The sequence below is a fragment of the Phycisphaerales bacterium genome, assembly GCA_016699835.1.
Classification (GTDB): domain Bacteria; phylum Planctomycetota; class Phycisphaerae; order Phycisphaerales; family UBA1924.
In genome coordinates this window covers 353,775-379,342 of the sequence record CP064987.1, presented here as the reverse complement: position 1 = coordinate 379,342, position 25,568 = coordinate 353,775, and the positions used below count along the sequence as shown (strand labels likewise).

Genomic DNA, 25,568 nt, shown 5'->3' with positions numbered 1-25,568 from the left:
GAGAGAGACGAAGGGAAAGTCATGAGGATGAATCGAGGACAATCGAGGACACGCCGGGGGCGCCGAACGGGCGCGTTCACGCTGCTCGAGGTGCTCGTGGCGGTCGGCGCGGTTGCGCTCCTTACCGTGGGGATCGCGGCGATCTTCAGCGCGATCGGGAAGACGGTCTCGGGCGGTCGCCGCGTGAGCGTCAAGGTCGGTATGTCGGCGATGATCGAACAGCGCCTGCGCGAGGATTTCTCGCACATCACGCGCGAGGGGTTCATGCTGGTCCGCCAGCAGGTGCTGGACGTGGACGCCAACGGAACGATCTCCAACCAGGACGTGGTGGAACTCTCGCCGACGGATCCGGCGCCGCGTGCTCGACGCGTCGATGAGATTCTGTTCTTCGATCGCGGGACGTTCCACTCGTCGCGCCTGCCGCTCTCGGATGAACTGGTCGTGACCTCGAACGCGGCGCGGATCTACATCGGGCACGGGCAGCGCCAGTCGGATCGCACGAACGATCCGAACACGCTCGACGCGTACCGCGTGCCGAAACTGAATGATCGAAACGCGACGGCCGGGTACAAGTTGGGCGAGCGCGCCGCGGGGAATCCGAATCGGTACGCGAGCGACTGGATGCTGCTGCGGCATCAGTTGCTGCTCGTGCCGCCCGAGTCGGCGGACTCGTCGAGGGTCACGAGGCCGTTCCTGACGATCGCGGATCCGACGACGCCGGCGTCGCGGCTTCTCCTGCGGGACAAGTCCGGGCAGGTCGGCGGGCAGCCCGCGATCGGCGGGATCTTCCGCTGCTCGAATCTCTTCCCGTTTGAGATGCCCAACGACGAGTATCTCAGGCCACTCCCTAGCCCGCTGGCGCACTATTACGCTTCGGGCCTGGTGGACATCGCCTCGATGGACCTGGGCGAAGTTCGCCCGTGGGTGATGACGATCGTGGAGGCGCCGTCGGCGTTCCTCCCGAACAACAACGGGTCGAACTACATCCCCATCGGGCAGACGCCGCTGGGCCTTGGGCCGAGGCTGGACGTGACGCACGAGTGGATGGACAACGCGCTCCCGACCGAATCGGACACGATGCCGCAGGTCACGCCTCGTGGCGATGACGTGCCGGGCTCGCGGATGCGGTACGAGCCGCTCCCGCCGGACCTGCTGGGGGCGTCGAGCACGGGGGACGTGATGCAGGACGCGCTGGCCCGCGCGGACCAGATGATCCTGACCTCGTCGAACTTCGTGCCTCGCTGCTCGGAGTTCATCGTGGAGTGGTCGTTCGGCGACGTGGACCTGGGCGGGAACATTGTGTGGCACGGACTGGATCGTGTCGGCGACGTGAACGGCGACGGGGTCGCGGCGGCGAACGAGTTCGTCGCAAGGCCATATCCGCCGCTGACAACGGCGGGTGAAGCGGTGTATCACATCGTTCGCGGTGACAACGGAGTTGGTTATATCACGACCGACCGGCTGATCTACGGCTTCACGGCCCGGGACTACACCGACGCGAACGGCTCGCACACGGCCGAGCCGCGTGCCTCGCGGATTCTGACGTCGCACTTCGGCTGGGTGGACACGCAGGTTCCGGGCGATCCGTTGGCGAAGGCGCCGCCGGCGTGGGCCTGGCCGAAACTGGTGCGCATCACGCTGTCATATGTCCCCGACGTGAAGAAGCCGAACGTCGAGGAGACTCTGCAGTTCGTGCTCGAGGTTCCCGCGGCGGATCCGAGATAATTCGAGCCGCGTCGAGCCTCGGACCAAGAGTCGGCGTGTGCTGGGAGATGGTTGGGTGGGGTTGATGGTGTATCGGAAGGAGCGGACATGGGCCGGAACATGAACACGGGCGCAACCTCGAACGAGTCGCGGACTTTGCCGGCTCGCGTGATCGTTCGCCTCGCTTCGAAGGGCGCGGGCGTGCTGCGCCTGCTCTCGGGCTCGACGGGCGGGCACGCGTGGCCGGGGCGTCGCAGGGGAACGTTCCTGCTCATGGTCGTGGGGATGCTCGCGGTGATCGGCGTGCTGACGCTGATCTATGCGGGGATCGGGCTCTCGGACCGGCAGAAGGGCGGCGCGATCGCCAAGGCCGATCGGGTCGAGAACATCCCGGAGAATGTCGCGAACTACATCGCGGGGGTGATTGGTGACGACGCGTTGGACGTCGAGATCTCGCCGACAAGCGGCACGCCGCCGTTTGTCACCACCCGAGCGGCGTTCGATTATCCGAGCGTGAATCCGCAGGTCGTCTCGGTCGTGACGGGCGCGAACCAGGCTCGATTCACGCCGACGGGTTCGTTCTGGCGTGATTCGACGTCGGCCACGGTCGTGATCCCCACGCTCTGGCGGGACACCGATCCGTACCTCTCGCCGAACGCGCCGTCGTTCCTGGGGGACGCTTCGGATCCGATGTACAACGAGCCGGCGCACCGAAGGAACCGCGACTGGGCGACGCTCTCGCTCGTCTCGCCCGATGGTCGCGCGGTGAATCTCGCAAACCTTCGCGGCAACTTCGACGCCGAGTCGGGGTTTGGCACGGGCGCGAACGGGTTGCCACGGATCAGTGCGAATCTGTACAAGATCGGCGACGCGGCGGGCGTGGCACGAGTGTCGCTCGGGCCGACGCCCAGGCCATGGGACGTCGCGACGGGCCAGCGGTGGCTCTTCCGCCCGGCGATGGACGCGAACTATCCGGCGTCGGACCCGCGGAACCTGTTGAACATGTACGCCGATGCCGATGGCGATGGGTACCTCGACGCGATCTGGCAGGAACTCCGCGACGCGAGCAACCCGCTGGGTGTGCTCAACGCGATCAGCGAGGATCCGCAGTATCGCCTCTTCATCGCGACCAAGGTCGTGGACCTCTCGGGCCTGGTGAACGTGAACACCGCGGGGGACTTCGTCGCGCCGCCCGAAATTGGGCACCCGGTGGGGTCCTCGCCGACCGAGGTCAGCGTGCGCACACTCCTGCAGGGCGGCAGCACCTGGGACGAGACGGCGTTCAACGGCGCCAGCGGCGGGTATGACGGGATCTTCGGCCTGCCCGCGACGCTTGACGATTACTCGAACTATGACCCGCAGGCCGCGCTCCTCATCGGCGGCGAGGCGTATCGCGTGCTGACGATGTCGCGGCGCGCTGGCGTTTCGGCGCCGCTCGTCGGCGAGTCGCCCTGGGAGACCAGGCCGATCTATCGCGGCGACGGCGACGGCACGACTCCCGACCCGCTCGACGATTTCAAACTCTTCCACACGATCGACGACCCGGTCACCCAATGGCCGTTCTGGGATTTCCTCACGCCCTCGGGCACAACCGGGGCGATGAGCCAGGCGGCCCGTCGCGAGGCGTATTACAACGCGCTCGAGGCCGACAACCAGGGCGCGGTCTATCGGCGCGACACCTCGGGGAATCCTGTCGACGTGCTCTGGCTGGGGCAGTTCGGCTCGACCGATCTCCTCGAACTCATGACGCGGCGTGGCGTGAACAACGACAACGTCCGGTCGGACCTCGAACTCGCGGTCTCGGGCAGGCTCGACACCCTTCCCGACTACTCGCCCCTGCGCGACAACCGCTCGCACCGGGCCGAGTTCACGATGACGACCGCCTCGCCCACGGGTGACGCGTCGGAGCAGGCGCTGCAGTTGGCGTACAGCGACATCCGCCGCCTGCTCACGACGGTGAGCGGCGCTCGAGAGATCCGCGCGGCGGCCGGGGCCTCGCCCGACGTGCTGACGTCGGATGATCTTCGCGTGGATGCGGCGACGCTGCTGCGCTTCAGCCAGGCGAAGAATCCCACGCAGCCCACGCAGGACTATGTGACTCAGCAGCCCGCGCGGCAGCCGATCTTCGGCACCGCGGACCAGCGCGCGGAGAACCACACGCTCAACCGGATCTTCACAGGCTACGCCAACGCGCTGCTGCCGTATTCGAACGAGGCCGGGTCGTGGCAGGACCCGACGGGGAGCGGGGCGGCGGAGGCGACGCTGACTTATGGCGGGCGCGGCGCCGAGCAGGCGATCTACCACGCCGCGTGGATGACGCTCAACCTCTTCGACTCCTACGACAGGAACGGCGAGCCGAGCGTGTACACACTCCTCCTGGACGGCTCGGCCCGGCAGAACGGGCTTGATCCGTTGGAGTATCCGTGGTGGCACGCGGGGCACGATCTGGATCTCGACTATGTGTCGAGCGCGGTCGACAACGCCGGTCGGTATCGCGATCCGACGCAGTCGCGTCTGGCCCAGCGAAGCCGGAGCGATCAGACCCGGGCCAAGGCCGTGGACCTGATCGGTGTGGAGGCCGAGCCGTTCCTGACCGCGATGACCATGATCACGGTCTATGCCGACTCAGGGACGGACGACACGGGCACGCCCGGCCCCGGCAACGAGGTCAAGATCCGTGGCGACGTGACCAAGGCCAACGACGAGTTTCTCTTCCGCGTGCTCGCGTTCCAGTTGACGAACCCGTTCAACGTGGACATCGATCTTGGCGGGTATACCACGGTCGACCGAACGACGGGCGTGGGGAGTTGGCCCGACGGCGTGGACGTGGCCGATCCACGGTTCCCAACCTTCGACACCTTCAAGGACTACCACTACATCAAGTTCGGCGGGCGGACGTTCCCGCTGGTCAGGTTGAAGGAAGAACCGAGCGCGGCCGGCGGCGGCAACCTCGGGATCACCATGAACCCCATCAAGATCCCCGCGGGCGAGACCGTGGTGGTCTATGCCCTCAGCCAGATCCCCAGCGTGATCCTCCGCGACCGGCTGCATCCGGCCGACTCGAACATCACACCAGCACAATACAACGACCCGCTGTGGTTTGAGAACACCATCATCCGCCGGATGATCGCGAGCACCAGCGAGGGTGTCAGCAACGCCTACTGGATCCCCGAGATGATGCCCGACACGACGACCGCGCCGGGCGAACTCGGCATCGCCGAGAACTCCGGTCGCCCCTCGCCCCGCCTGATCGCCAACACGTTCAAGAGCGGCGTGGGCGGCTCGAGCAACACGGGGTTCAACACCTTCGGGCAACTGATCTACAAGGACACGCAGGCCGCCCCGGTGGAGTTGGAGAACAAGACGGCCCAGTTGTGGCGCACCATGCGCGTGCCGGGTACGCCCGAGGCCACGATCGACGGCGACCCACTCGGCGTGAATCTCGAATCGACGGACCTCCTGGTGGATCGTCTCCGCGCGCCGACGGCGTCGAACATGGACGTGCGCTTTGCCGATGGCGACGTCACGATCCAGGGCACCGATGCGGGGAGCGAGTCTGGGTTCGCGATGTCGCTCTTCGAGTGGGTTCGTCGCCCGTCCGACCCCAACGCGGGCACCGGCGGTGGCACGATCCCCCTCGGCGCCATCCCCGCGTACTGCCTCGAACGCAAGCAGGTCGAGGCCTCGGGGAACTCGTGGAACAGTCACGGCGGCGAGAACAACGTGGGAGCAACGATTCCGCGGAGCGATTTCGCCGGCGTGGCGGGCGCTCCCTCGTTCCAGGCCTGGCGGGCAAGCCAAATCGGTAACACCCTCGTCCCGGAAGTGGCCAACGCCCCGCGAAACCAGAGCAACACCTCCAACCCGGTCAACGGCAAACCGTCCGTCGCGGGTGTCCCGTTCAACGCGATCTATACCGAGATCCCGATCGACAACAACTACTTCTCGGCGGATCGATTCACGCGCACACCTGGTGTTGGTGAATCAAACCCGCCTCCGGGGAAGCCCACGGACTCCACACGACTGCGCGTCGTGGACATGCTCATGCCCCTGGCGATCGGGCCGATGCACCAGCCCGACGCGCTGGTGCCGGCGGAGTGGGCGAGTGTTGGGCTCACGGACACCGATGTGCAGTGGACGACGCTCTCCGAGGCGCTCGCCCTGAGTTATGGATACGAGCGCGAGTTGGGAACTCTGGGCGCGGACACCAGCGCCGTGGCGTGCGACATGTTCGGCGCGACGACGGTGGTGGATCCGAGTCTTGTTCCCCAGACCGACGTGATCCGTCCCCTCGATCGCGGGCGGCTGGTGCTCGATGATTACGTCCCCTTCCTCGATGTGGATGCGGATGCCAACTACACACCCGGGACGGACGCCCAGCGCGCGCCCGCGACGCCGCTGGCGCTCAACGTGCTCGACTTGTTCACGGTCCGTCCGCCCTCGCTGACGCGGTCGCGGTCGGGGGTGGTGAATATGAACACGATGCCCACGCCCGTAGCGCGGGCCGTGCCGATGCTCAGCCCGGATCTCGATACCGCGGCCACGCCGACCGACCCGTCGCTGCCGGACATGGGTGGAACGCAGGGGCAGAAGCGGTGGTGGTGGGTGTCTTCCGGCGGCGCCGGATCGACCGAACTCACGTCGAGTTCCGATCTCGCCACGACGCTTGTCGCCTTCCGCGACAAGACGACCGAGCGATTCCGCCAGTCGAGTGTGTCGAGTGGGAATGTGCCGGTGACCGGCGTTCCCGAACTCGTCTCGTTCGCCGAGGCCGCGGGCGTGCCCCTGGATCAGTACAACCAACTAACGGCGCGATCTGTTCTCACGGGCGTGCCCGGGATTCGCGAGGACGCTGGCTTCCGCACGCCGGGCGAGATCATGCTCGCCAGGGCTCGCGATCTGACCAACCCAACCAACACGGCACGAGCCACGCACAACATCGACTTCCTCGGGTACCTCCCGGGCGATTCAAGCCGCAAGGGCGTTTCCTTCGGCCTCTACGAAGATCCCAACAACTCCTCCAACCTGATCCCCAACGCGATCCGCGACGACTACGAGCAGAAACTCGCCGTCGCCGGCGGGGCGCTCGGGTCGCTCTCGACGCGAAGCGACGTCTACGGCGTGTGGTTCATCATCAACGGCTACACCCGCGAGGACGTCGACGGCCTCCGCACGCCCGGCCAGCCCGCGGCGTCGGGGAGCGACGCGCCGATGGTCCCCAGCCTCCAGAAGCGGTTCTTCATGGTCGTCGACCGCAGCAACGTCGTCCGGCGCGGCGACAAGCCGAGGATCCTGATGCTCCGCGAGGTGCCGCTGTAGTCGCCACGATCAGGAAAGCGGGCGGCCAGGCGTGTCCCGGCATGCGCCCGTCGGCGTGGCCATACACTGTGCGGTCCAGGGTGTAGCTCAGCTTGGTAGAGCGTCTGGTTTGGGTCCAGAAGGCCGCAGGTTCAAATCCTGTCACCCTGATTCGTGCTTTTAGGAGAGGCTGTGCAGAAGCCTGTGTTCGTCATTGATGGCGACAAGTTCTCGACGCTTGAAGGGTTCTACGACGAGGTGGAGCGAGTGTTGATCCCCGGCGCTGCATGGGGACGGAACCTCAATGCGTTCAATGACATTCTCCGCGGCGGTTTCGGGACGCCTGAAGGTGGATTTGTGCTGCGGTGGGTGCAAAGCGATCGGTCGAGGGAGCATTTGGGCTATCGGGAGACCGTGCGCCAACTTCAGAGTCGATTGATTCGTTGCCATCCTTCGAACTGTGCCGCAGTTGCTGAACAACTGGAGCTCGCCAAGGAGGGCACCGGGTCCACCGTCTTCGACTGGCTCGTGGAGATCATCCGGGAGCATGGTCCGGAAGGTCAGGAGGCTGAAGACGGGGTGCAGTTGTTGCTGGATTGAGTCCGAAGTGCGATCCTGAGAGGCCCATTCCAAGACCGAACTCCGGCCACAAAAAGTTCTATTGGCGTACTGTCACCCTGATTCACATCGCATTTCGTACACGATTCACACATTCATTTTCGCTCCCAGACGGAATGCGAGCGCGCCGAGGCCCGCGACGATGAGGCTGTGGTGGATTCGGCCTGAGTTGATGAGTTCGGGGATCCTGGCGAGGGGGACGAGGTGGATGGCGATTTCTTCGTGCTCGTCGAGGGATTGGGCGTGGGCCTTGGTGACGCCGCGGACGAGGCCTGTGTGGACATGGTTGGTGAGGATGGCGGGGTTGGCTGAGACTCGGGAGATGATCTCGATCGGCGTGCCTGATGTCGGGGTGTAGCCGGTCTCTTCGAGGAGTTCGCGGCGGCAGGTCTCGGCGGGGTCCTCGGCGTGGTCGACGATGCCGCCGGGGAGTTCGAGGGTTATGGCGTTGAGGCCGTGGCGGAACTGCTCGATCATGACGACGTGGTGATCGTCGGTAATGGCGATGACGTTGGCCCAGTCGCGAGAATCGATGACGACGAAGTCGCCGACGCGAGTGGGGTCCTGGCGGGAGCGCATGGTGCGCTCGTTGATGTCGAAGACGCGCGAGGTAACGAGGTGGCGCTCGGCCTCGATGGTCCAGGGGAGGACGGCGCGCGGGTTGGGTGTAGGGCGTGATGGCTCTGGCGGTTGGGTCATGGCGGCGATTGTATTGGATGGTTGTGTGGGCCGGGATGAGTTCGCGCGACGCTACGCTGTGGGTTGATGGCGGATGCACCGAAGAATGCTGGTGGAATGGAGCCTGACCACATGCCGATGGGAGTTGGAGGGGGTGTAGGCATAGGCGGGACGCCTGTGCCACGAGATGGTGTCGGTTCGGCGGGTGGTGGTGAGGTGACGCTGGATCGGCCTCGGGTGAGGCCGCGTCTGCGATTGGGCGGGGGTGGGAGGTTTGGTGTGGTGACCTTGGTGGTGATGGTGGTGGCGTGCGTGGCGACGCTGCCGTTCACGTTTGGGAGTGGGGCGGACGGCGTCGCGAGGTACAACGCCGGGGAGACTTCGGAGGCTCGGGTTGGGCCGTGGTGGGCGGGTGGGCGTGCGCCGAGTACTGCGAATGGCGATTCTGAGGACGATGGGCGAGCCTCGTCGCGGTTCTGGTTGGGGAGCGATGCGCTGGGGCGGAGCGTACTGATCCGGTGTCTGGCGGGGGGCGGGATCTCGCTGGCGGTGGGGCTCTTGGCGGCGTTGGTGTCGGTGTCGATTGGGACGATGGTGGGGGCGATCGCGGGATATGCCGGGGGTGTTGTGGATAGTGCGCTGATGCGGACGGTGGATGTGTTGTATGGATTGCCGTACGTGCTGCTGGTGGTGCTCTTGGCGGTCGCGGGGGATGCGGTTGTGGATGAGTACCAGTCGCGAACGCGGGCGCAGGAGGCGTATGTGTCTGCGGAAGTGCGAGAGGTGATGCGCGAGTCGGCATCGGCAAGCGTTTCGGATCGCGCGGTGCGAGGGTGGCTGCTGGCGAATCCGGAGCGTGCGGAGGCGATGCGGAGTGAGGCTGTGGCGAAGTATCCGCCTCGGGTGATGTCGGGGTCCACGCGATCGATGCTGGATGTGGGGATCCTGCTGGTGGCGATCGGATCGATGAGTTGGTTGACGCTGGCGCGGGTGGTGCGTGGGCAGGTGCTGTCGCTCAAGGCGCTGCCATTTGTGGAGAGTGCGCGGGCGATCGGGATGTCGCGGTCGCGAGTGTTTGTGCGGCATCTGCTACCGAATCTGATCGGGCCGATCGTGGTGTACGCGACGCTGACGGTGCCGCAGGCGATTTTGCAGGAATCGTTCCTGAGTTTCCTGGGGATCGGGATCAAGCCGCCGCTGCCGAGTTGGGGGAACCTGGCGGCGGAGGGTCGGGACGAGTTGAACCCGTATCGGTCGCACTGGTGGCTGCTGGTCTCGCCGTGTGTGCTGCTGGGGGTGACGCTGTTATCGTTGAACTTTGTGGGGGAGGCGTTGCGGGAGGGGTTCGATCCGAAGCGGCGTGGGCGCTAAGGTCTGCATCGGCCCTGGTTGGGAATGCCCGCTGAGAACTGGCGATTGGAGAGCCATGCAAAGCAAGTTTGGACTCAAGGACCTCGTGCTGGTGCTGCTCGTTCTGGGCGTGGGTGTTCTGGTCTTCCTGGGGATGATGCAGGACGACCGGAAGTGGAAGGAACTGCAGCAGACGAAGGCCGACATTGGCGAGATGAAGTCCACGCTCGGGCGTCTGCAATCCTCGAATGAGGACCAGAGCGTGAAGGTCGACCAGGTCGGTCGGGAGATCCGCGACCTTGAACGGTCGATCGACGAGAAGTTGGCGGCGTGGAAACCGGTGGTCACGATCGCGCCCACGACGAGCGCAAACAACTCGGGTGACACGAACGAGGCGAAGCCGGATCCCGCGGATCGGGGGCACCCGGCGTGGGCGAGGCCAGGGGTGGCCATCTCATGGCAGCCGGCGTTCGAGCATGTGACGGATCCGACCGGGCAGCCCGGGTTCTCTCGCGGAGGCGAGGTGACGGAACTGATCAATGCCCAGCCGAGCACGGTGATGCCCCTCGTCTATAAGGACGTGTATGGGGCGTGGGTCTTTGAGCGTGTGGTGGAGTATCTCGCGAAGTTGAATCCTCAGTCACTGGTGCTGGAGGGGGTGCTGGCGGACGCGTGGCAGTATTCTCCGGACGGGACGTGGCTCCGCGTGCATATCCACCCGCGGGCGCGGTTCAGCGATGGCGAGCCGGTGAAGTCGGACGATGTGCTGTGGACGTTCGAGTGGATGCGGAACCCGCAGGTGGAGGCGGAGAGGCCGCGATCGATCACGGATGTCATCGACTCGATCACGCGGGTGGACGACAAGACTGTGGAGTTCACGTTCAAGGAGGTGATCTTCACCAACCTTGACGCGGCGATGAACACGTTCCCGATTTTGCCGAAGCACGTGTACAAGGACTTCACGGCGGAGGAGTACAACCGCTCGACGGGTCGCGTCGTCGGGTCGGGGCCTTTTCGTTTCCGGTCGGTTTCGAAGGAGACGCAGTGGGCGCCTCCTGAGCCGATCGTGCTCGAGCGGAACGAGGCGTACTGGGGGCCCAAGCCGGCGTATGAGCGGCTGCGGTTTGTGGTGATCAGCGACGATCAGGGTCGGATGATCGCGTTCGACAACGCGAGCGGCGACGTCACGCAGCCGAGTTCGCTGCAGTACGTGACGAAGATCAAGGACAAGGCCTGGCTGGAGCGCAGCGAGGCACACTCGTGGTACAACATCCGCTCGGGGTACAGTTTCATTGGATGGAACTGCGACAAGCGTGACGGGAAGTCGACGCCGTTCGCGGATCGGCGCGTTCGTCGTGCGATGACGATGATGCTGGACCGCGACAAGGTGGTGGTGCACGATCTATATGAGGGGTTGGCCCGGACGGCGACGGGTTCGTTCCCGAGTTCGACTCCCCAGGCGAACCCGGAGATCAAGCCTTGGCCGTATGACCTCGAGGCGTCGCGCCGTCTGCTCGCGGAGGCGGGGTGGGTGGATCGAGATGGATCGGGGATTCTGCGGAACGAGGCGGGCGATCCGTTCCGGTTCGAGTTCTCGTTCGCCAAGGGGAGCGAGTTGACGGACAAACTCGCGAAGTATCTCAAGGACCAGTGCGCGATCATGGGGATCGAGTGCACGCTGCGGACGATGGACTGGTCGGTCTTGATGCAGGAGATGGATCGGCGGAACTTCGACGCGATCACGATGGGCTGGTCCCCCTCGCGGGCGGAGAGCGACCCGCAGCAGATCTGGCATAGCCGGTACATCCAGAATCAGGGCGACAACTTTGCGCAGTGGAATAACCCCGAGGCGGATCGTCTGATCGAGGAGGGGCGTCAGGAACTCGACCCTGAGAAGCGTCTGAAGATCTGGCACCGGTTGCACACGATCCTGCACGAGGAGCAGCCGTATACGTTCCTTGTGGAGCGTCCGTGGAACCGATTCGTGAGCAAGCGGATCGGGAACTTCACGGAGTATCGCAACGGCTTCCAGTATGAAGAGTTGTTTGTGAAGAGCGGTGGCTCGGCGTCGGCGGTCGAGCCGTGATTGTGGTGTGCTCTGATTTGTCGATGGGCGCGAGGCGCAGGGGACCGCGAGCGTGCTGAGTTATCTGACACGACGCGTGCTGCTGATGGTGCCGACGCTGCTGTGCGTCTCGTACCTGCTGTTTATGCTCGTGGCTCTCGCACCGGGCGGCGTGGGGGCGGCGCTTCGGCAGTCGGGTGGGAGCGGCGGACAAGAGGCGTCGTGGGTCCAGAAGGCGTACCTCGACGATCGATATGGGTTGAATGACCCTGTGCATTCGCAGTACGTCCGATGGCTGAGGCGGATCAGCCCGCTGAAGTTTGGGCCGCGAGACATGGTGCGGCCTTCGGGAGAGGTTGAGGCTCGCCCTCGGCAGATTCCTGTGCCGCCGGCGTGGGAGTGGTTCGTGGATTCTCTCCCCGTGGAGCCTTCGCCGATCAAGCCGGATGAATCGGTATTGACGACGGACGAGAGTCGCACGCTGGCATTCACGCGAGCGAAGGAGGCGTATGCGAAGGGTCGCTCGGACTTCATCGGCGCTCGGGCGGCATTGAACGTGGCGATCGCGGAGTATCTTCGCGGACTGGACATCGAGGTGACGACGGAGCCCGGCGAGGATCTGTCGTCGAGCGTTCTGGGGCGTGTGACGCCGGATCGGACGAGCGAGTCGTGGAGGCCCGTGAAGGTTGCGGGCGATCGGATCATCGGGATCTATCGTGAGGCGATCTCGGCTCGTGCGGCCCTGCTGGGGATGTTCGACGTGCCCGTGTTCGAGGCGTCGGGAGTGTCGATCGTGCCGGGGTCGGTGTCGATCGCGAAGCCCGATTTGGGGACCGTATTCTCCCGGGGCCAGACGGTCTCGAGCGAGATCGCTCGTGCCTTGCCGGTGACGCTGGGGCTGAATCTGCTGGCGATCCCGCTGATCTACGCGATCGCGATTCCGAGCGGGATTCTGGCGGCGAACCACCGCGGGCGGTGGATCGACGTGCTGCTTGGGATGAAGTTCATTGCGATGTGGTCGATCCCGGTGGTGCTGGGGGGGATTCTGCTCCGCGGCTATCTGGCGTCGCAGAACAACCTGATGCTCTTTCCGTCGACGGGCCTGCATGATCGGGCCGCCGAGGGGATGACGTTTCTGCCCTCGATGGGCGAGGGCGGGTGGACGAGGGGGTATCTCTTCGACATGCTGTGGCATCTGGGCCTGCCGGTGGCGTGCCTGGTGTACACGGGGTTCGCGGTGCTGAGCAAGCAAACTCGGGCGGCGATGCTGGACAACTTCAACTCTGACTATGTGCGGACGGCGAAGGCGAAGGGCGTGGAGAACAGGACGATCGTGTACGCCCACGTCTTCCGCAACAGCCTGCTCCCGCTCATCACGATGTTCGCGAATGTCTTCCCGGCGATGCTCGCGGGGAGTGTGGTTGTCGAGCGGATCTTCGGGATTCCCGGGATGGGGACGCTGGTGATCCAGGCGATCGAGTTGCGCGACCGGGAGTTGCTCTTGGGGAACGCGATGATGATCGCGATCGTGAGCATGGTGGGTCTGCTGATCGCGGACGTGCTGTATGCGATCGCGGACCCGAGGATCAGTTACAAGTAGTCGTGGCGAGAGCCACTCTGAAACAGGAAGGCGCACACGAGTCGATGACGAGCGAGGGACCACAGATCAAGGCGATGCAGGCGCCGGGGCCGATGGCCACGGTGACGGGCGTGCAGTTGATGCAGGGCCTTGGCGTGCAGCCGGCGAAGGGATTCTGGGCCGACGCGTGGGACCACGTGGCGAAGCGAGGCGGGGCTCGGTTCGCGATCGTGTGGCTGGGGATCGTGCTCTTCTTTGCGCTCTTCTCACCGATCATTGCCAATGGGCACCCGATCCTGTATCGCGTGAAGATGCCTACGGGGGAGTGGGGCGGGTGGACGTCGCCGATTCTGGAGAACATGAGTTCGGTCGATGTGCTGCTCTTGCTCATCGGGTTTGCCGGCGGGGCGTGGATGTTTCTCGCGAAGCGTCTCTCACGATCGGAACGGCTTGGGGTTCTCACTGGGTTCCTCCTGGCGTGCGGCGCGGGGCTGATCGCCGGGTCGTTCGTGCTGAGGTTTATCGCGGACATGGGGGGGACGAAGCGCGAGATGATCGAGTCGCGTCCGCTGATGTGGGGGCGATTGACGTTGAACGCGGCACGACCGCTGGTCATGCTGGGAGTCGCGTTGATTCCGGCGATCGTGCTCGGGCTGGTGCTGCCGTTTCGTCGAAAGGGCAAGTTCTTGGGGGCGGTTCTCGCGGCGGTTGTGATCGTGCTGCTGGGGTCGGTGTGGTGGCGTAAGCCTTTGCAGACGTTTCCCTATCAGGCGGCGGTGGAGTCGCGGCGGGCGGAGGCGGTCTTTACGCTCGTGCCGTTCTCGCCGAATCAGCGTTCGATTTCGGCGGACCTGCTCCCGCCATTGACTTCCAGCGACATGACGCAGGCGAGTCTGGACGAGTTGAACTCGGGGCGCGCGGTGCGAACTCCGGGGCGGTCGGTCTACTGGCTCGGGACAGACTCGTTCGGGCAGGACGTGGTGTCGCAGTTGATGCACGCCTGCCGGGTGGCGATCTCGCTGGGGCTGGTGAGCACGGGGATCGCGGTGGCGATCGGAGTGACGATCGGGGCGCTCATGGGCTATTTCGGCGGTTGGGTGGACATGGTCCTCCTGCGCGTCGTCGAGGCGTTCATGGCGATGCCGGTGCTCTTCCTGCTGATCATCGCGGCGGCGGTGCTGCCTCGGAACTTATACGTGACGATGGCGCTCATCGGGTGCGTGACGTGGACGGGGGCGGCGCGGTTCATCCGGGCGGAGTTCATGCGGCTTCGGCATCAGGACTTCGTGCAGGCGGCGCAAGCGCTGGGATTGCCGCTGCGGTCGATCCTGTTCAAGCACATGCTGCCCAATGGCGTGACGCCGGTGCTGGTCGATGCGTCGTTCGGGATTGCGGTGGCGATCTCAGCGGAGGTGACGCTGAGTTTCCTGGGGCTTGGGCCCGAGGAGCAGTCGAGTTGGGGACGCCTCCTGACGGACACCACGAACAACGTCGGGGCGTTCATGTGGTGGCTGGGCGTCTTCCCCGGGGCGGCGATCTTCCTCACGGTGCTCTCGTACAACCTGATGGGCGAGGCGCTCCGCGACGCGATCGACCCGAAACTCAAGAAGGCGAGGGTGTGACGCGCCATGCAGGACGATCCCACCATCATCGAGACGTTCAACATGGGGCCCGGGTCGCCCGCGCCCAAGCGCCGCGCCGAGCAGCCGCTCGTCAAGATCCGTGATCTGGGCGTCTCGTTCGACAATCGCGGCGGCCCGAGGATCCAGGCCGTGGATGGCAACTCGCTGACGATCTATCCGCGTCAGACGGTCGCGGTGGTCGGCGAGTCGGGGTGTGGCAAGAGCGTCTCGGCGATGAGCATGCTGCAACTGATTCCCATGCCGCCGGGCAGGTTTGATCGCGGGAGCATCTGGTTTCGCTCGCGCCAGTTGGCGTCGCTGGGTGTCGCGGGGCAGGACGGGATGATCGATCTATTGCGGCTGGATCAGCGTCAGATCCGTGCGATTCGTGGGAACGAGATCGCGATGATCTTCCAGGAACCGATGACGAGCCTGAACCCTGTATATACGGTGGGCGACCAGATCGCTGAGGCCGTGCTGCTGCATCAGGCGGTGGGGGGTGATGAGGCGTACTCGATCGCGCTGGAGTCGATGAAGGCGGTGGGGATCCCCGAGGCCGAGCGTCGCATCGGGCAATATCCGCACCAGTTCTCGGGGGGCATGCGTCAGCGCGTGATGATCGCGATGGCGCTGGCGTGCCGCCCACGGCTGCTGTTGGCTGATGAGCCAACGACGGCGCTCGACGTGACGATCCAGGCGCAGATTCTGGATCTCCTGACGGAACTCAAGCGGACGCGGGACATGGCGGTGATGCTGATCACGCACGACCTGGGCGTGGTGGCGGAGAACGCCGACGTCGTGTGCGTGATGTACGCGGGGCGCGTGGTGGAGTATGCGCCGGTGACGGAACTCTTCGACCGCCCGATGCACCCGTACACGCGGGGGCTCTTGAACTCGATCCCTCGATTGGGGGCGCGTCGTGACAGGCTCGTGACCATCCGCGAGATCGTGGACAATCCCGAGGAGTTCACGAAGTTACCCGGGGCGAGTGAGGGCGTGAGGCCGTGGTGGCCCTGGCACGAGCCGCCGAAGGACCTCGTGCCGCTCTCGGGACCTGGGGGCGAGTATGTCCTTCGTCAGGTCACCGAGACGCACTGGGTCGGGGTGTGGCGGACCGAGGGGGCGGCGGGGCACATGGATCACGTCCCCGATCTGGCATTCCGTCGCGAGATGGCGACGGCGTGAGTTCTGGTTGACTGCTGCGGCGGCACTACCATTGCCTGATGCGAGTGCTGACGCTCACGGATGAGATCTTCGCGGTGCGGGAGCAGAGCTTCCTTGCGCGCCTCGAGATCGGTCTGGCTGCGGAAGGAGTTCGGGTCTTTCGCGCGATGCCCGAGACGTCGATGTCGTACGCCCCATCGCCGATCGTGGCGAGGACTATTCCCTATCACGTCGGGTTGTGGCAGGCGGGGCTTGAGGCCGCGGCCCGTCGCGTGGAGCGTGAGATCGACGAGATCCTGGATCTTCCGTCCGTGAGCCCTGCGGGGCCCTTGATCGATGCGGTGCATGTCTTCGGCGGGAATGCGTGGCAGTTGGGCGAGGCGATCGCGCGGGAGATCGGCTCGACGCTCCTGATCGAGGTTTGGCGATCGGGGCTGGCGCCGCGCGTTCGGACGTTCGCGACGCGGGCGGGCGTCTCGACGACGTTTCTGTCGCCTGACTCGTGCATCACGAAGGTGCTGGGCGAGCTGACCTCGACGTCGGTGAATCCGTTCTCCAGGGCCGGGGCGTCGTCGCGTCCGATCCAGTTGCGTGAGGCGTTGTGGGGCGTGATCACGCCGACGATTGCCACGCCGATCTTCGAACCGGGGCGTTTGGCGTCGATCATGATCGTGGGCGCGGGAAGGGATCCAAGGGGATACACGGCGGCGGTGGCGGCGCTCGGCGCCCTTCGCGCGTCAGGCGTGGAGTTCATGGTCTTCTGCGACGCCGACACGGGGCAGCGCGCGGGCGTGCAGGCGGCGGCGAGGCGGGCCGGTCTCATCGCGAATCTGTCGATGGTCGCGGAACTGGAGAACCGACGGGATCTGGTTCTTGAGGGCGATCTGATCCTTCTGCCCGAGGCCAACGGCGAGCAGCGGACGATGGTTCTTGATGCCTTCGCGACCGGGATCCCGGTGATCGCCTCGAAGGACCCGATGAACTCGGTGCTCATCGACGGGCAAACGGCATCGATCGTGGAATCGGCGACAGTGGAGGCGTGGTCCTCCGCGATCACGCGTGTTGTCCGTGAGCCGGGCGTCGCGAGAAAGCAGGCGGACTCGGCCCGATCCTTCGCGGCGTCGTCGAGACGCGCGAGCGCCTATCTTCGCGCGGTCCTTGACGCCTACGACGCGATCCGGGCGGCGGACCCCATCCCGTTTCCGGCGAGATCTCGGGCGTAGTTGGCTTCGCAGCGTCCGATAGCACCGCCCGATCGGGCGAATCACACGATTGTGCGGGCGTTGCCGGCGGATAAGGTTGCAAACTCGGCAGAATTGATGCACATTGAATGGTGACGCTCGCCGGAGTGCGGGCATGGTCGTGGTGTGAACATCGAAAGAGAGGCGGAGCATGATTCTGGCAGGGATGGCGGCGCTGGCGATGTCGGCGCTCGGCGGGTGTGGGGGCGAGGATCCGGGGCATCTCGCGGGGTACAACAACTTCGGGCGTGCGATCGCGACTCGGCACTGTGAGCCGAGCGTCTACACGGTGACGAATCGGTCGGGGAACGAGTGGCACTCTCGCCGCGACAACACGTCGTGTGGGTGCGAGGGTCCTGGGGCGTATGGTGCCTCGCACGCTCACCAGTCGGTGCACGTCCGCGTGGGCCAGGTTGTGGTCTCCATCCCGGCGTGGGGTCGGCAGGACGATCGGCACCTCGAGACGGCTCGCAACCGCTGGCTGGAAGAGCGTGGCTATGTGAACCGCGTGCGGACGTTCCGGAACCCGGCGTATGCGCCGTCGCGTCAGTCGAGCGCGGCGCCGATCGTCGAGCGGGACATGATCGTGCAGAAGAAGGGCCCGATCCAGCCGCGGGCGATCTTCCGTCTGAATCCGGAGGTCACGGGGTATCGGTCGAAGATGCAGGTCCGCGCCACGCCGATGAAGGCGTCGAGCGTGATCGTGTACCATGGGCCGCTGACCGAGGGCACAAAGGTCGCGGACGCGCGGAAGTAAGAGACTTGGGTGCGCGTCGACGGGGTGTGTGAGACGCGCGTCAATCTCGTGGGTGGCTGCCCGTAACTCTCTCATGCGGGCGCGGCAACGGCGTCGGTCCTTTGGGCCGGCGTCCTTGCTTTTTGGATGAGTCTCTCGCCGATGAAGCCGGGGTTCGGTGTTGGCGTATGCTGGGATGTGGAGCGATCACTCTTTGATGCCAGGTCGATGCCCGTGCGGATGCGGGGTCGGGACACCGCCGCGGGTGCTGGGGGCGCTGGTGCGGGCTCGACGCCGCCGGGGGATGTGGGCAGTGCTCTGTCGCGCGAGGGCAAGGGCTCGCCGCTGAGTGTCTCGCAACTCGCGGCACGGATCGATACGGCTTTATCAACGGGCATCCCCGGAACGATCAGCGTCGTGGGCGAGGTCTCGAACTTCACGGACCGCACCCATTGGTATTTCGGGCTGAAGGACGCTGATGCTGTAGTGTCGTGCGTGATGTTCCAGTCGGCGGCCCGGAAGGCGAAGATACGCCCCGGCGACGGTCAATCGATTGTGGCCCGCGGGCGGGTCGAGTTCTATGCCAAGAGCGGGCGTGTGTCGTTCATCGTCGATTCGATCGAGCCGGTGGGCGTGGGGGCGCTCGAACTGGCGTTTCGGAAGTTGTGCGAGGAGATCCGGGCGCTCGGGTGGTTTGCCGACGAGCGCAAGCGGGCTCTTCCGGCGTTTCCGAGGAAGATCGGCGTCGTGACGAGCCGGACGGGGGCGGCGCTCCAGGACGTGCTCGACACGATGCGACGACGGTGCCCGGCTGTTGGCGTGGTGTTGGCGGATGTGCGCGTCCAAGGCGAAGGGTCGGCGGGTGAGGTCGCACGCGCGATCGCGACGCTGGGCGCGCGACACCGGGCGCTCGGCGTGGACGCGATCCTCGTCACACGGGGCGGCGGGTCGATGGAGGACCTCTGGGCCTTCAACGAGAAGGTTGTGGCCGAGGCGATCGTGAGGTCGCCCATTCCCGTGGTCGCGGCGATCGGGCACGAGACCGACACGACGATCGCGGAACTGGTGGCGGACGTGCGGGCGGCGACGCCGACGCAGGCCGCGATGCGGTTGACGCCCGATCGAGAGGATCTGGCGCGTCAGGCCGATTCGATGCGTCGACGGCTGCATGGCGCGTGTGCGCGCGCGACGCGGATCTATGCCGAGCGATTGCGCGGGCTGGAGCGGCGTCCGGGGATCGCGCGCCCGGAGACGTCCCTGGCGATGGCGCGCGAGCGGATGCTGACGGCGGTGGATTCGTTGGGCGATGCGGTCCAAGAGGCCATGACCGAGGCGGGGCGGAACGCGGAGGGAATGGCGACTCGGCTTCGGTTGAATCGGCCGAGCGCGAGGCTGGCAATGCTGGCGTCGTCGGTCGAGCGGTCACGTCTAAGACTTGAGGGAGCGTGGGATGGTGTGCCGTTGCGTGCGCGATTGGAGAGCGCGATGGATCGGCTGCGGCAGGTCGTGCAATCGCGGGTCGTGGGGCAGCGGAAGGATGTGGAGAGTGCCGAGCGGACGCTGGAGGCGGTGGGGCCGGCGGAGGTGCTCCGGCGTGGGTTCAGCGTGACGCTGGGGGCGGATGGGCGGGCGATCCGGAGCGTGGGCGCGGTCACGCCGGGCGATCGTTTGACGACGGTGGTTGCGGATGGGCGGGTGGAGTCGGTGGTTGACGGGTCGGCGAAGGGGCCTACACCAAGACGAGCCTCGGCGAAAAAGCCGGAGCGACCGCAGGATGGGGAGCCTGGGCTGTTCGCGTAGGAAAGCGGTTTTTACTCAGTGGAGTAGAGGGAGTAGACACAGGCGAGACGCCTGTGCCACGAGTTGGGGTAGGAAATCGGCTGCGCTGCTCTGGGCTGGCGGCAATCTTCGTTGGACCTTGGGCGAAAATGGACCTAACTTCCCGCGTGGCAGCACCGCGATCACGTCAGGGCAAGGGTGGGGACGAGGGCGACTCCATGCCGTTTGAGACGGCTTTGGAGGGGGTTGAGTCGATCATCGAAAGAATCGAGTCGGGCGAGATCGGGCTGGAGGAATCGCTGAGCGAGTATGAGCGCGGGGTGCGGCTGCTCAAGCGGTGCAAGGACATTTTGAAGCGTGTGGAGCAGCGGGTTGAGGAGTTGAACGCCGAACTGTCGAAGCACGACGAGGCCGAGGCGGACTAAGGGCCGCGAGTTGGCGTCGGCTCCCCGCATGGAGGCGGGAACGCATGGGAGATCTGGAGTTTCTTCAGTTCATGCACCGGGTGGTGATGCTCGGGTTCATGTTCGCCTTTGGGGCGTGCGTGGGTTCGCTGATCAATGTGCTGGTGTGGCGGCTGCCGAGGGGGCTGGGCGTGGTGACGCCGGCGTCGGCGTGTCCGTCGTGCGGGACGCGGCTGACGTGGCGTGAGAACATCCCGGTGATCGGGTGGATCATGCTCCGCGGACGATGCCGGTTCTGCTCGGCGAGGGTCTCGGCGGAGTATCCGATCGTCGAGGCGATCGTGGGTTTTCTCTTTGTCGCGACGTACCTGCTGTGTTATGGGTTGCCCGATGCCGTGGGACATATGGGGGCGCCGCACGCGATGGCTCCGGCGTGGGCGGGGATCGGTGTGAAGTGGACGTGGCCGATCTTTGTGATGTGGCTGATCCTGCTGGGGTGCCTTGTGGCGATGACGATCGTGGACGCGAAGACGTTCACGATTCCGGCGCCGTTGACGACCGTGCCGTTGGTGTTGGGCTTGGTGGTGCATCCGGCGTATGCGGCGTGGGTCTCGTCATGGGAGGGACTGAAGTTCGTGCCTTCCGCGGGGTGGACGTGGGTGATCCCTTCGCCCGGGGGGCAGGGGTGGGGCGTGTGGTGGATCGGGCTGGCACTGGGCGGGGCGGCGGGGCTGGTCTTGGCGAACGTGCTGATGGCGACGGGGCTGATTCGGCGGAGTTTTCTTGATGCCGAGGAGTGGGAGCGGGGCGAGGTGGCAAGATTGCGCGCGCTGCATCGCGAGAAGCACGTCGAGGGAACAACGGAGACGCCGGGCGACGCGGGAACGATCGAGCCGGCCACAGCCGCGGTCGTGGGTTTGTCACTCGAAAAGGCCGAGGAAGACGAACTCTCGGCGGATGAAGAGGCGTTCGTGTTCAACCCCGAGGTCTGGCGTGGATATCCGCACGCGAGGCGTGAGGTTTTGCGTGAGGTGATTTTCCTTGCGCCGGTCATCGGGCTTGGGCTTCTTGGCGGTTGGGTGGCGCTAAAGGTGGCGGGGTGTGGGCCGTCGCCGAGTGGGTTTGGGCTGGTGTGCGAGCACTCGGCACCCTTGTGGCTCGACGCGCTGGCCGGGGCACTCCTGGGGATGCTGATCGGGGGCGGGGCGGTGTGGTTCGTTCGGATCGCGGGTTCACTGGCATTCGGGAAGGAAGCGATGGGGCTAGGCGATGTGCACATGATGGCGGCGGTGGGGGCGTGCCTGGGGTGGATCGACGCGACTCTGGGGTTCCTCGGGTCGGCGTTTGTGGGAATCTTGTGGGCGATCTTCGGGCTGGTGCTTGGGGGGCGGCTCAAGCGGTCGATGCCGCTCGGACCGTTCCTGGCGGTGGCGACGGTGCTGGTGGTGGTCTGTAAACCCTTGCTGATACGGTGGTTGGTGCCGCACCTTGGAGCGTGGGAGGTGTATTCGATTCCTTGAGCGTGCGGAGAGTTGGCGGAGATGGGGTGTCTGTCGGTTGGTGTTGATTGTCTGTTGGTTGCGTGATTGTGCGCAAGGTCTGCGTTTTGGGGCACAATTGGCGTGCGGGCCGATATCATGCGTGTGCGCCGCAGCGGCATGGGTCGCCCATCGGCGTGTTTGTGAACAACCTTTGGATAGGGGCTGACGATGGATCGCGGTCGCATTACACGAGTCGGAGGACTTTTCCTGGTGGCGCTCATGGTCGCGGCAACGCTGACCGGATGCTCGAAGAGCAAGAAGCAGCAGTATGACTTGGCGCTGCAGGAGGCAGCGGAGTTGCGGGAGCGCAACGCGAAACTCGAGAGCGAGAATCGCGAGCGTGATATCCGTCTGGCCGACCTTGAGAACCAGTTGCGGAGCCAACCCGTCGCGCAAGCGCCGGTGGTGATTCAGCAGCAGCCTCAGGGCAACTCGGGCGGCTGGAGCAACGGCGGGTACGCGAACGACGGCGGCGACTTCCACCGAAACACCAATGGTGAGATGGTCGCCGAGATCGCCGGCGAGGTGCTCTTCGACTCCGGCTCGGCGACGCTGAAGTCCACGGCAAAGCGCACGCTGGATCGGATCGCGGGGCAGATTCGCTCGCAGTACAACGGCTCGACCATCCGCATCGAGGGTCACACCGATTCGGATCCGATCCGCAAGAGCAAGTGGGCCTCGAATGACGCGTTGAGCCAGGCAAGGGCCGAGGCCGTGCGGACGTATCTCTCGCAGAAGTTGTCGAACAATCGGATGTCGGCGATCGGGTTTGGCTCGACGCAGCCCAAGGGCTCAAAGGCGGCGAGCCGTCGCGTGGAGATCGTGATCGCCGGGGCGTGACGCCGGTTGATCGGTTGAGAAATCATTCTGGCGGCCCGGAGCGATCCGGGCCGCTTTGTTTTTGTGGTGCATGCGGGTGAATCCACTCGCGGATGACCCTCGAACGTTTGGGTGAGGCCCCACCGCGGTGTGCGGTGCGACTCGGCCATACGAGACTCGAAACCTGGACATGGAGATGGATATGAAGTGGACAACCCTTTTGGGCACGGCTGTTGGTGCGCTAACTCTCGCGGGAACGACGCTGGCCGGCGGATGCAGCGGATCGTCGGGCGATCACAAGGCGATGGCGAAGGTCGAATCGCCGCACGCGACGGGGAACATCGTCGAGGTGGCTTCGAAGGCTGGGACGTTCTCGACGCTCCTGGCTGCGGCGAAGGCGGCGGGGCTGGTGGAGGCGCTGCAGGGTGATGGCCCGTTGACGGTCTTCGCCCCGAATGACGAGGCGTTCGCCAAACTCCCCAAGGGGACCGTGGAGAATCTCCTCAAGCCCGAGAACAAGGCGATGCTCGCGAGCATCCTGACGTATCACGTCGTCTCTGGGCGAGTGCTGGCGAAGGACGTCGCCACGGGTGGAGTTGCGACGCTGAATGGTCAGCGGCTGGATATCAAGGCTGCGTCGGGGAGTGTGATGGTGGACGGGGCGAAGGTCATCGCGACGGACGTGATGGCGAGCAACGGCGTGATCCATGTGATCGACTCGGTGGTGATGCCGTCGTCCAAGACGATCGTTCAGACGGCTCTCGACGCGGGCCAGTTCAAGACGCTCGCGATGCTCTTGGAGAAGGCGAGCCTGGTGGGCGCGCTTGAGGGCGAGGGGCCGTTCACGGTCTTTGCGCCGACGGATGAGGCCTTCGCGAAGTTGCCGAAGGAGACGGTGGAGAGCCTGCTGAAGCCCGAGAATCGGGAGACGCTCGCCTCGATCCTCAAGTACCACGTGGTGCCGGGTCGTGTCTTTAGCGATGCGGCGGCGAAGGGGGCGACGGTCAAGACGCTCGAGGGCTCCACGGTGACGACCAAGAGCCAGGGCGGGAGCGTGATGGTCGGGAAGGCGAAGGTCGTCGCGGCGGACCTCGACGCGAAGAACGGCGTGATCCATGTGATCGACACGGTGATCATGCCCGAGAAGAAGTAGGTTCAAGGCCGAGCCTTGTGTTGTGCGGCGAGGCCCGGGGCGGAATCCCGGGCCCTCGCCATTTCTGGACCATGCTGCCTGAATCCGGAACGTGGGGCGTGTCGAAGCGTTGAAGCGATGGAGCGTGTTGGGGAGGGTGTGCGGTGTTGGCGTTGGCGCGAGTTGGAGTCGTGGACCTTGTGCAGTTGGTGGTGGGATCTTGCCCCGCCCGACGGGTACGATGGACACGAGTGAAGGAGGGCGTTGGCTCGAACGTGGTCCCCGAACCGAATCAACTCCAGGAGCCGCTTCTCCCGGCGGTGGCGCGTGGCGAAGAGGCCGGCGTGCGCGAGTTCAATGCGAGATACGCGGGACTCGTGTGGTCGATTGTGCGGCGTCTCGGGGTGCCGAGCGTGGAAGCCGAGGATGCGGTGCAGGACATTTTCGTGGAGTTGTGGCGTTCGGCGGATCGGTTCGACGCGTCGATCGCGTCGGAGCCCGCGTTTGTCGCCATGATCGCGAGGCGGCGGGCGATCGATCGGATCCGGCGTGTGTCGAGGCAGGCGGATGGTGTGGCGCTCTCCGAGGCGATCGAGGCGGAGGCTCGGGTGGGAGGATGGCGCGGCTCGGCGGCGGGTCGCGGAGAGAGCTCGAGCGTGAGCGAGTTTCCCGCGACGACGGAGCGTGCGGTCGAGGCGTTGGATCGGCTCAGCCCGGATCAGCAGCGTGTGCTGAGGCTGTCGCTCTTCCGCGGGCTCTCGCACGAGTTGATCGCGCGGTCATTGGATATGCCCCTGGGCACAGTGAAGACGCACGCACGGCGTGGGCTGATTCGGCTGCGTGACTTGCTCTCCGAGCGAAGGGAGGTCGCGACATGAGCGTGCAACCTCCGAATCGTCGTGATGGAGGCCATTCCGGGCTCGATGAGCGGCTCCTTGAACTACTCGCGGGGCGCGCGGCCGGGGATCTCACGCGCGAGGAGGCGCAGGAACTCGATCGGCTGCTTCGTGAATCCGGATCGCGTGACGAGGCCGAAGCAGCGGGGGAGGCGATGGAACTCGCCGCCGCGGAGGCGTATCTGGCGATGATGAATGACGAGTCGACGAGCGGCACGATGGGGGGCGCGGCTGATGGGCCTTCGGCGTCGCTGGTCGCGCGGCTCGATCGTGCGGGAGCGTCGTTCTGTGCCGGTCGGGCGGCGGGGCACGGTGCGGTCGCGGACTCGCCCATTCCGATCGCGAGGGGTGTTGGCCCAGCGGACACGACGTCGAATTTGGAGCGATTGAAGCGGCTGTCGATGGCGGCGGTGGTGGCCCTCATTGTCGGCGTCGGGGTGTACATGCTGCTGCCTCCCAAGCCCGGGCCTTCGCTGGCTGTCTTGAAGGAGCGGTTCGAGGAGTCGCAGCCCGACGCGACGATCCTGTCGTGGGGCGATTGGGCGGTGGACGGGCAGGCGCCCGAGGTGGCCGGGGTGACGGGCGACCTGGTGTGGTCGGATCTGCGTCAGAGCGGGTATCTGGAGTTTGGCGGTCTTCCGCGGTCCAATGCCGACGAGCAGTATCAGTTGTGGATCATCGACGCCGAGCGTGGGATGGAGCAGCGGATCAGCGGGGCGATCTTCTCTGGGGACGGGTCAAAGTCGCAGGTTGTGCCCATTAAGCCTGGATTGAAGGTCAACAAGGCGGCGGCGTTCGCGATCACCATCGAGAAGAAGGGCGGGACGTGGGTCTCGGACATGAAGCGTCGCGTGGTCATCGCGGCGAGGCCGACGAACCCGGGTTGAGACCGTGTGTCAGTCGCTGCCTGTGCCTGTTGGTGAGGTTCTTCGCGGAATTGGC

The 25,568-nt window shown here is 65.4% G+C and carries 18 protein-coding genes and 1 tRNA gene; 18 read left to right on the top strand and 1 reads right to left on the bottom strand.

Annotation, left to right across the window (positions count from 1 at the left end):
- The first annotated feature begins 21 nt into the window (after positions 1-21).
- From IPK69_01540 to IPK69_01525, 4 genes are all read left to right on the top strand, one after another.
- Positions 22-1,725: a hypothetical protein gene (locus tag IPK69_01540; GenBank protein ID QQS09333.1), complete on the top strand. Its 1,704-nt coding sequence runs from the start codon at positions 22-24 to the stop codon at positions 1,723-1,725.
- A gap of 87 nt (positions 1,726-1,812) precedes the next feature.
- On the top strand, positions 1,813-7,023 hold the full coding sequence (locus tag IPK69_01535) for a hypothetical protein (protein ID QQS09332.1): 5,211 nt from the start codon (positions 1,813-1,815) through the stop codon (positions 7,021-7,023).
- A gap of 76 nt (positions 7,024-7,099) precedes the next feature.
- Positions 7,100-7,173 (top strand) — tRNA-Pro (locus IPK69_01530).
- Between the two features lie 21 nt (positions 7,174-7,194).
- Positions 7,195-7,602: a barstar family protein gene (locus IPK69_01525; GenBank protein ID QQS09331.1), complete on the top strand. Its 408-nt coding sequence runs from the start codon at positions 7,195-7,197 to the stop codon at positions 7,600-7,602.
- 105 nt (positions 7,603-7,707) lie between these two features.
- Here the strand turns inward: IPK69_01525 and IPK69_01520 are convergent, their stop codons facing one another.
- The gene (locus IPK69_01520; GenBank protein QQS09330.1) at positions 7,708-8,319 is read right to left on the bottom strand and encodes an NUDIX hydrolase; all 612 of its coding nucleotides are present in this window, start codon (positions 8,317-8,319) and stop codon (positions 7,708-7,710) included.
- A gap of 156 nt (positions 8,320-8,475) precedes the next feature.
- Here IPK69_01520 and IPK69_01515 point away from each other — a divergent pair, with 156 nt between their 5' ends.
- The 14 genes from IPK69_01515 (at position 8,476) to IPK69_01450 (ending at position 25,513) form a co-directional block, all read left to right on the top strand.
- On the top strand, positions 8,476-9,669 hold the full coding sequence (locus IPK69_01515; protein ID QQS09329.1) for an ABC transporter permease: 1,194 nt from the start codon (positions 8,476-8,478) through the stop codon (positions 9,667-9,669).
- Between the two features lie 55 nt (positions 9,670-9,724).
- Complete coding sequence (locus IPK69_01510) at positions 9,725-11,734, top strand: hypothetical protein (GenBank protein ID QQS09328.1); 2,010 nt, start codon at positions 9,725-9,727, stop codon at positions 11,732-11,734.
- Positions 11,735-11,786: 52 nt separating this feature from the next.
- Positions 11,787-13,313 (top strand): ABC transporter permease, encoded by a 1,527-nt coding sequence (locus IPK69_01505; GenBank protein ID QQS09327.1) that lies wholly within the window; start codon positions 11,787-11,789, stop codon positions 13,311-13,313.
- Positions 13,314-13,315: 2 nt separating this feature from the next.
- Positions 13,316-14,914, top strand: a complete 1,599-nt coding sequence (locus tag IPK69_01500; protein QQS09326.1) for an ABC transporter permease — start codon at positions 13,316-13,318, stop codon at positions 14,912-14,914.
- Between the two features lie 42 nt (positions 14,915-14,956).
- Entirely contained in the window at positions 14,957-16,099 is a 1,143-nt protein-coding gene (locus IPK69_01495) for an ABC transporter ATP-binding protein (protein ID QQS10390.1), read from the top strand.
- A 38-nt stretch (positions 16,100-16,137) separates the two neighbouring features.
- Positions 16,138-17,301: a glycosyltransferase gene (locus tag IPK69_01490; GenBank protein ID QQS09325.1), complete on the top strand. Its 1,164-nt coding sequence runs from the start codon at positions 16,138-16,140 to the stop codon at positions 17,299-17,301.
- 169 nt (positions 17,302-17,470) lie between these two features.
- Complete coding sequence (locus IPK69_01485) at positions 17,471-18,076, top strand: hypothetical protein (GenBank protein QQS09324.1); 606 nt, start codon at positions 17,471-17,473, stop codon at positions 18,074-18,076.
- Between the two features lie 126 nt (positions 18,077-18,202).
- The gene (gene xseA / locus IPK69_01480) at positions 18,203-19,855 is read left to right on the top strand and encodes an exodeoxyribonuclease VII large subunit (GenBank protein ID QQS09323.1); all 1,653 of its coding nucleotides are present in this window, start codon (positions 18,203-18,205) and stop codon (positions 19,853-19,855) included.
- A gap of 128 nt (positions 19,856-19,983) precedes the next feature.
- Positions 19,984-20,259, top strand: a complete 276-nt coding sequence (gene xseB / locus IPK69_01475; protein ID QQS09322.1) for an exodeoxyribonuclease VII small subunit — start codon at positions 19,984-19,986, stop codon at positions 20,257-20,259.
- 44 nt (positions 20,260-20,303) lie between these two features.
- A complete protein-coding gene (locus tag IPK69_01470; GenBank protein ID QQS09321.1) occupies positions 20,304-21,758 on the top strand; it encodes a prepilin peptidase in 1,455 nt (484 codons plus the stop codon).
- A gap of 189 nt (positions 21,759-21,947) precedes the next feature.
- On the top strand, positions 21,948-22,619 hold the full coding sequence (locus IPK69_01465) for an OmpA family protein (protein ID QQS09320.1): 672 nt from the start codon (positions 21,948-21,950) through the stop codon (positions 22,617-22,619).
- A gap of 283 nt (positions 22,620-22,902) precedes the next feature.
- Positions 22,903-23,751: a fasciclin domain-containing protein gene (locus IPK69_01460; GenBank protein ID QQS10389.1), complete on the top strand. Its 849-nt coding sequence runs from the start codon at positions 22,903-22,905 to the stop codon at positions 23,749-23,751.
- A gap of 299 nt (positions 23,752-24,050) precedes the next feature.
- Positions 24,051-24,608 carry a sigma-70 family RNA polymerase sigma factor gene (locus IPK69_01455; GenBank protein QQS10388.1) on the top strand — a complete coding sequence of 186 codons (558 nt, stop codon included), beginning with the start codon at positions 24,051-24,053 and terminating at the stop codon, positions 24,606-24,608.
- Entirely contained in the window at positions 24,605-25,513 is a 909-nt protein-coding gene (locus IPK69_01450; protein ID QQS09319.1) for an anti-sigma factor, read from the top strand. Before IPK69_01455 ends, IPK69_01450 begins: the two co-directional genes overlap by 4 nt.
- Positions 25,514-25,568: the final 55 nt, after the last annotated feature.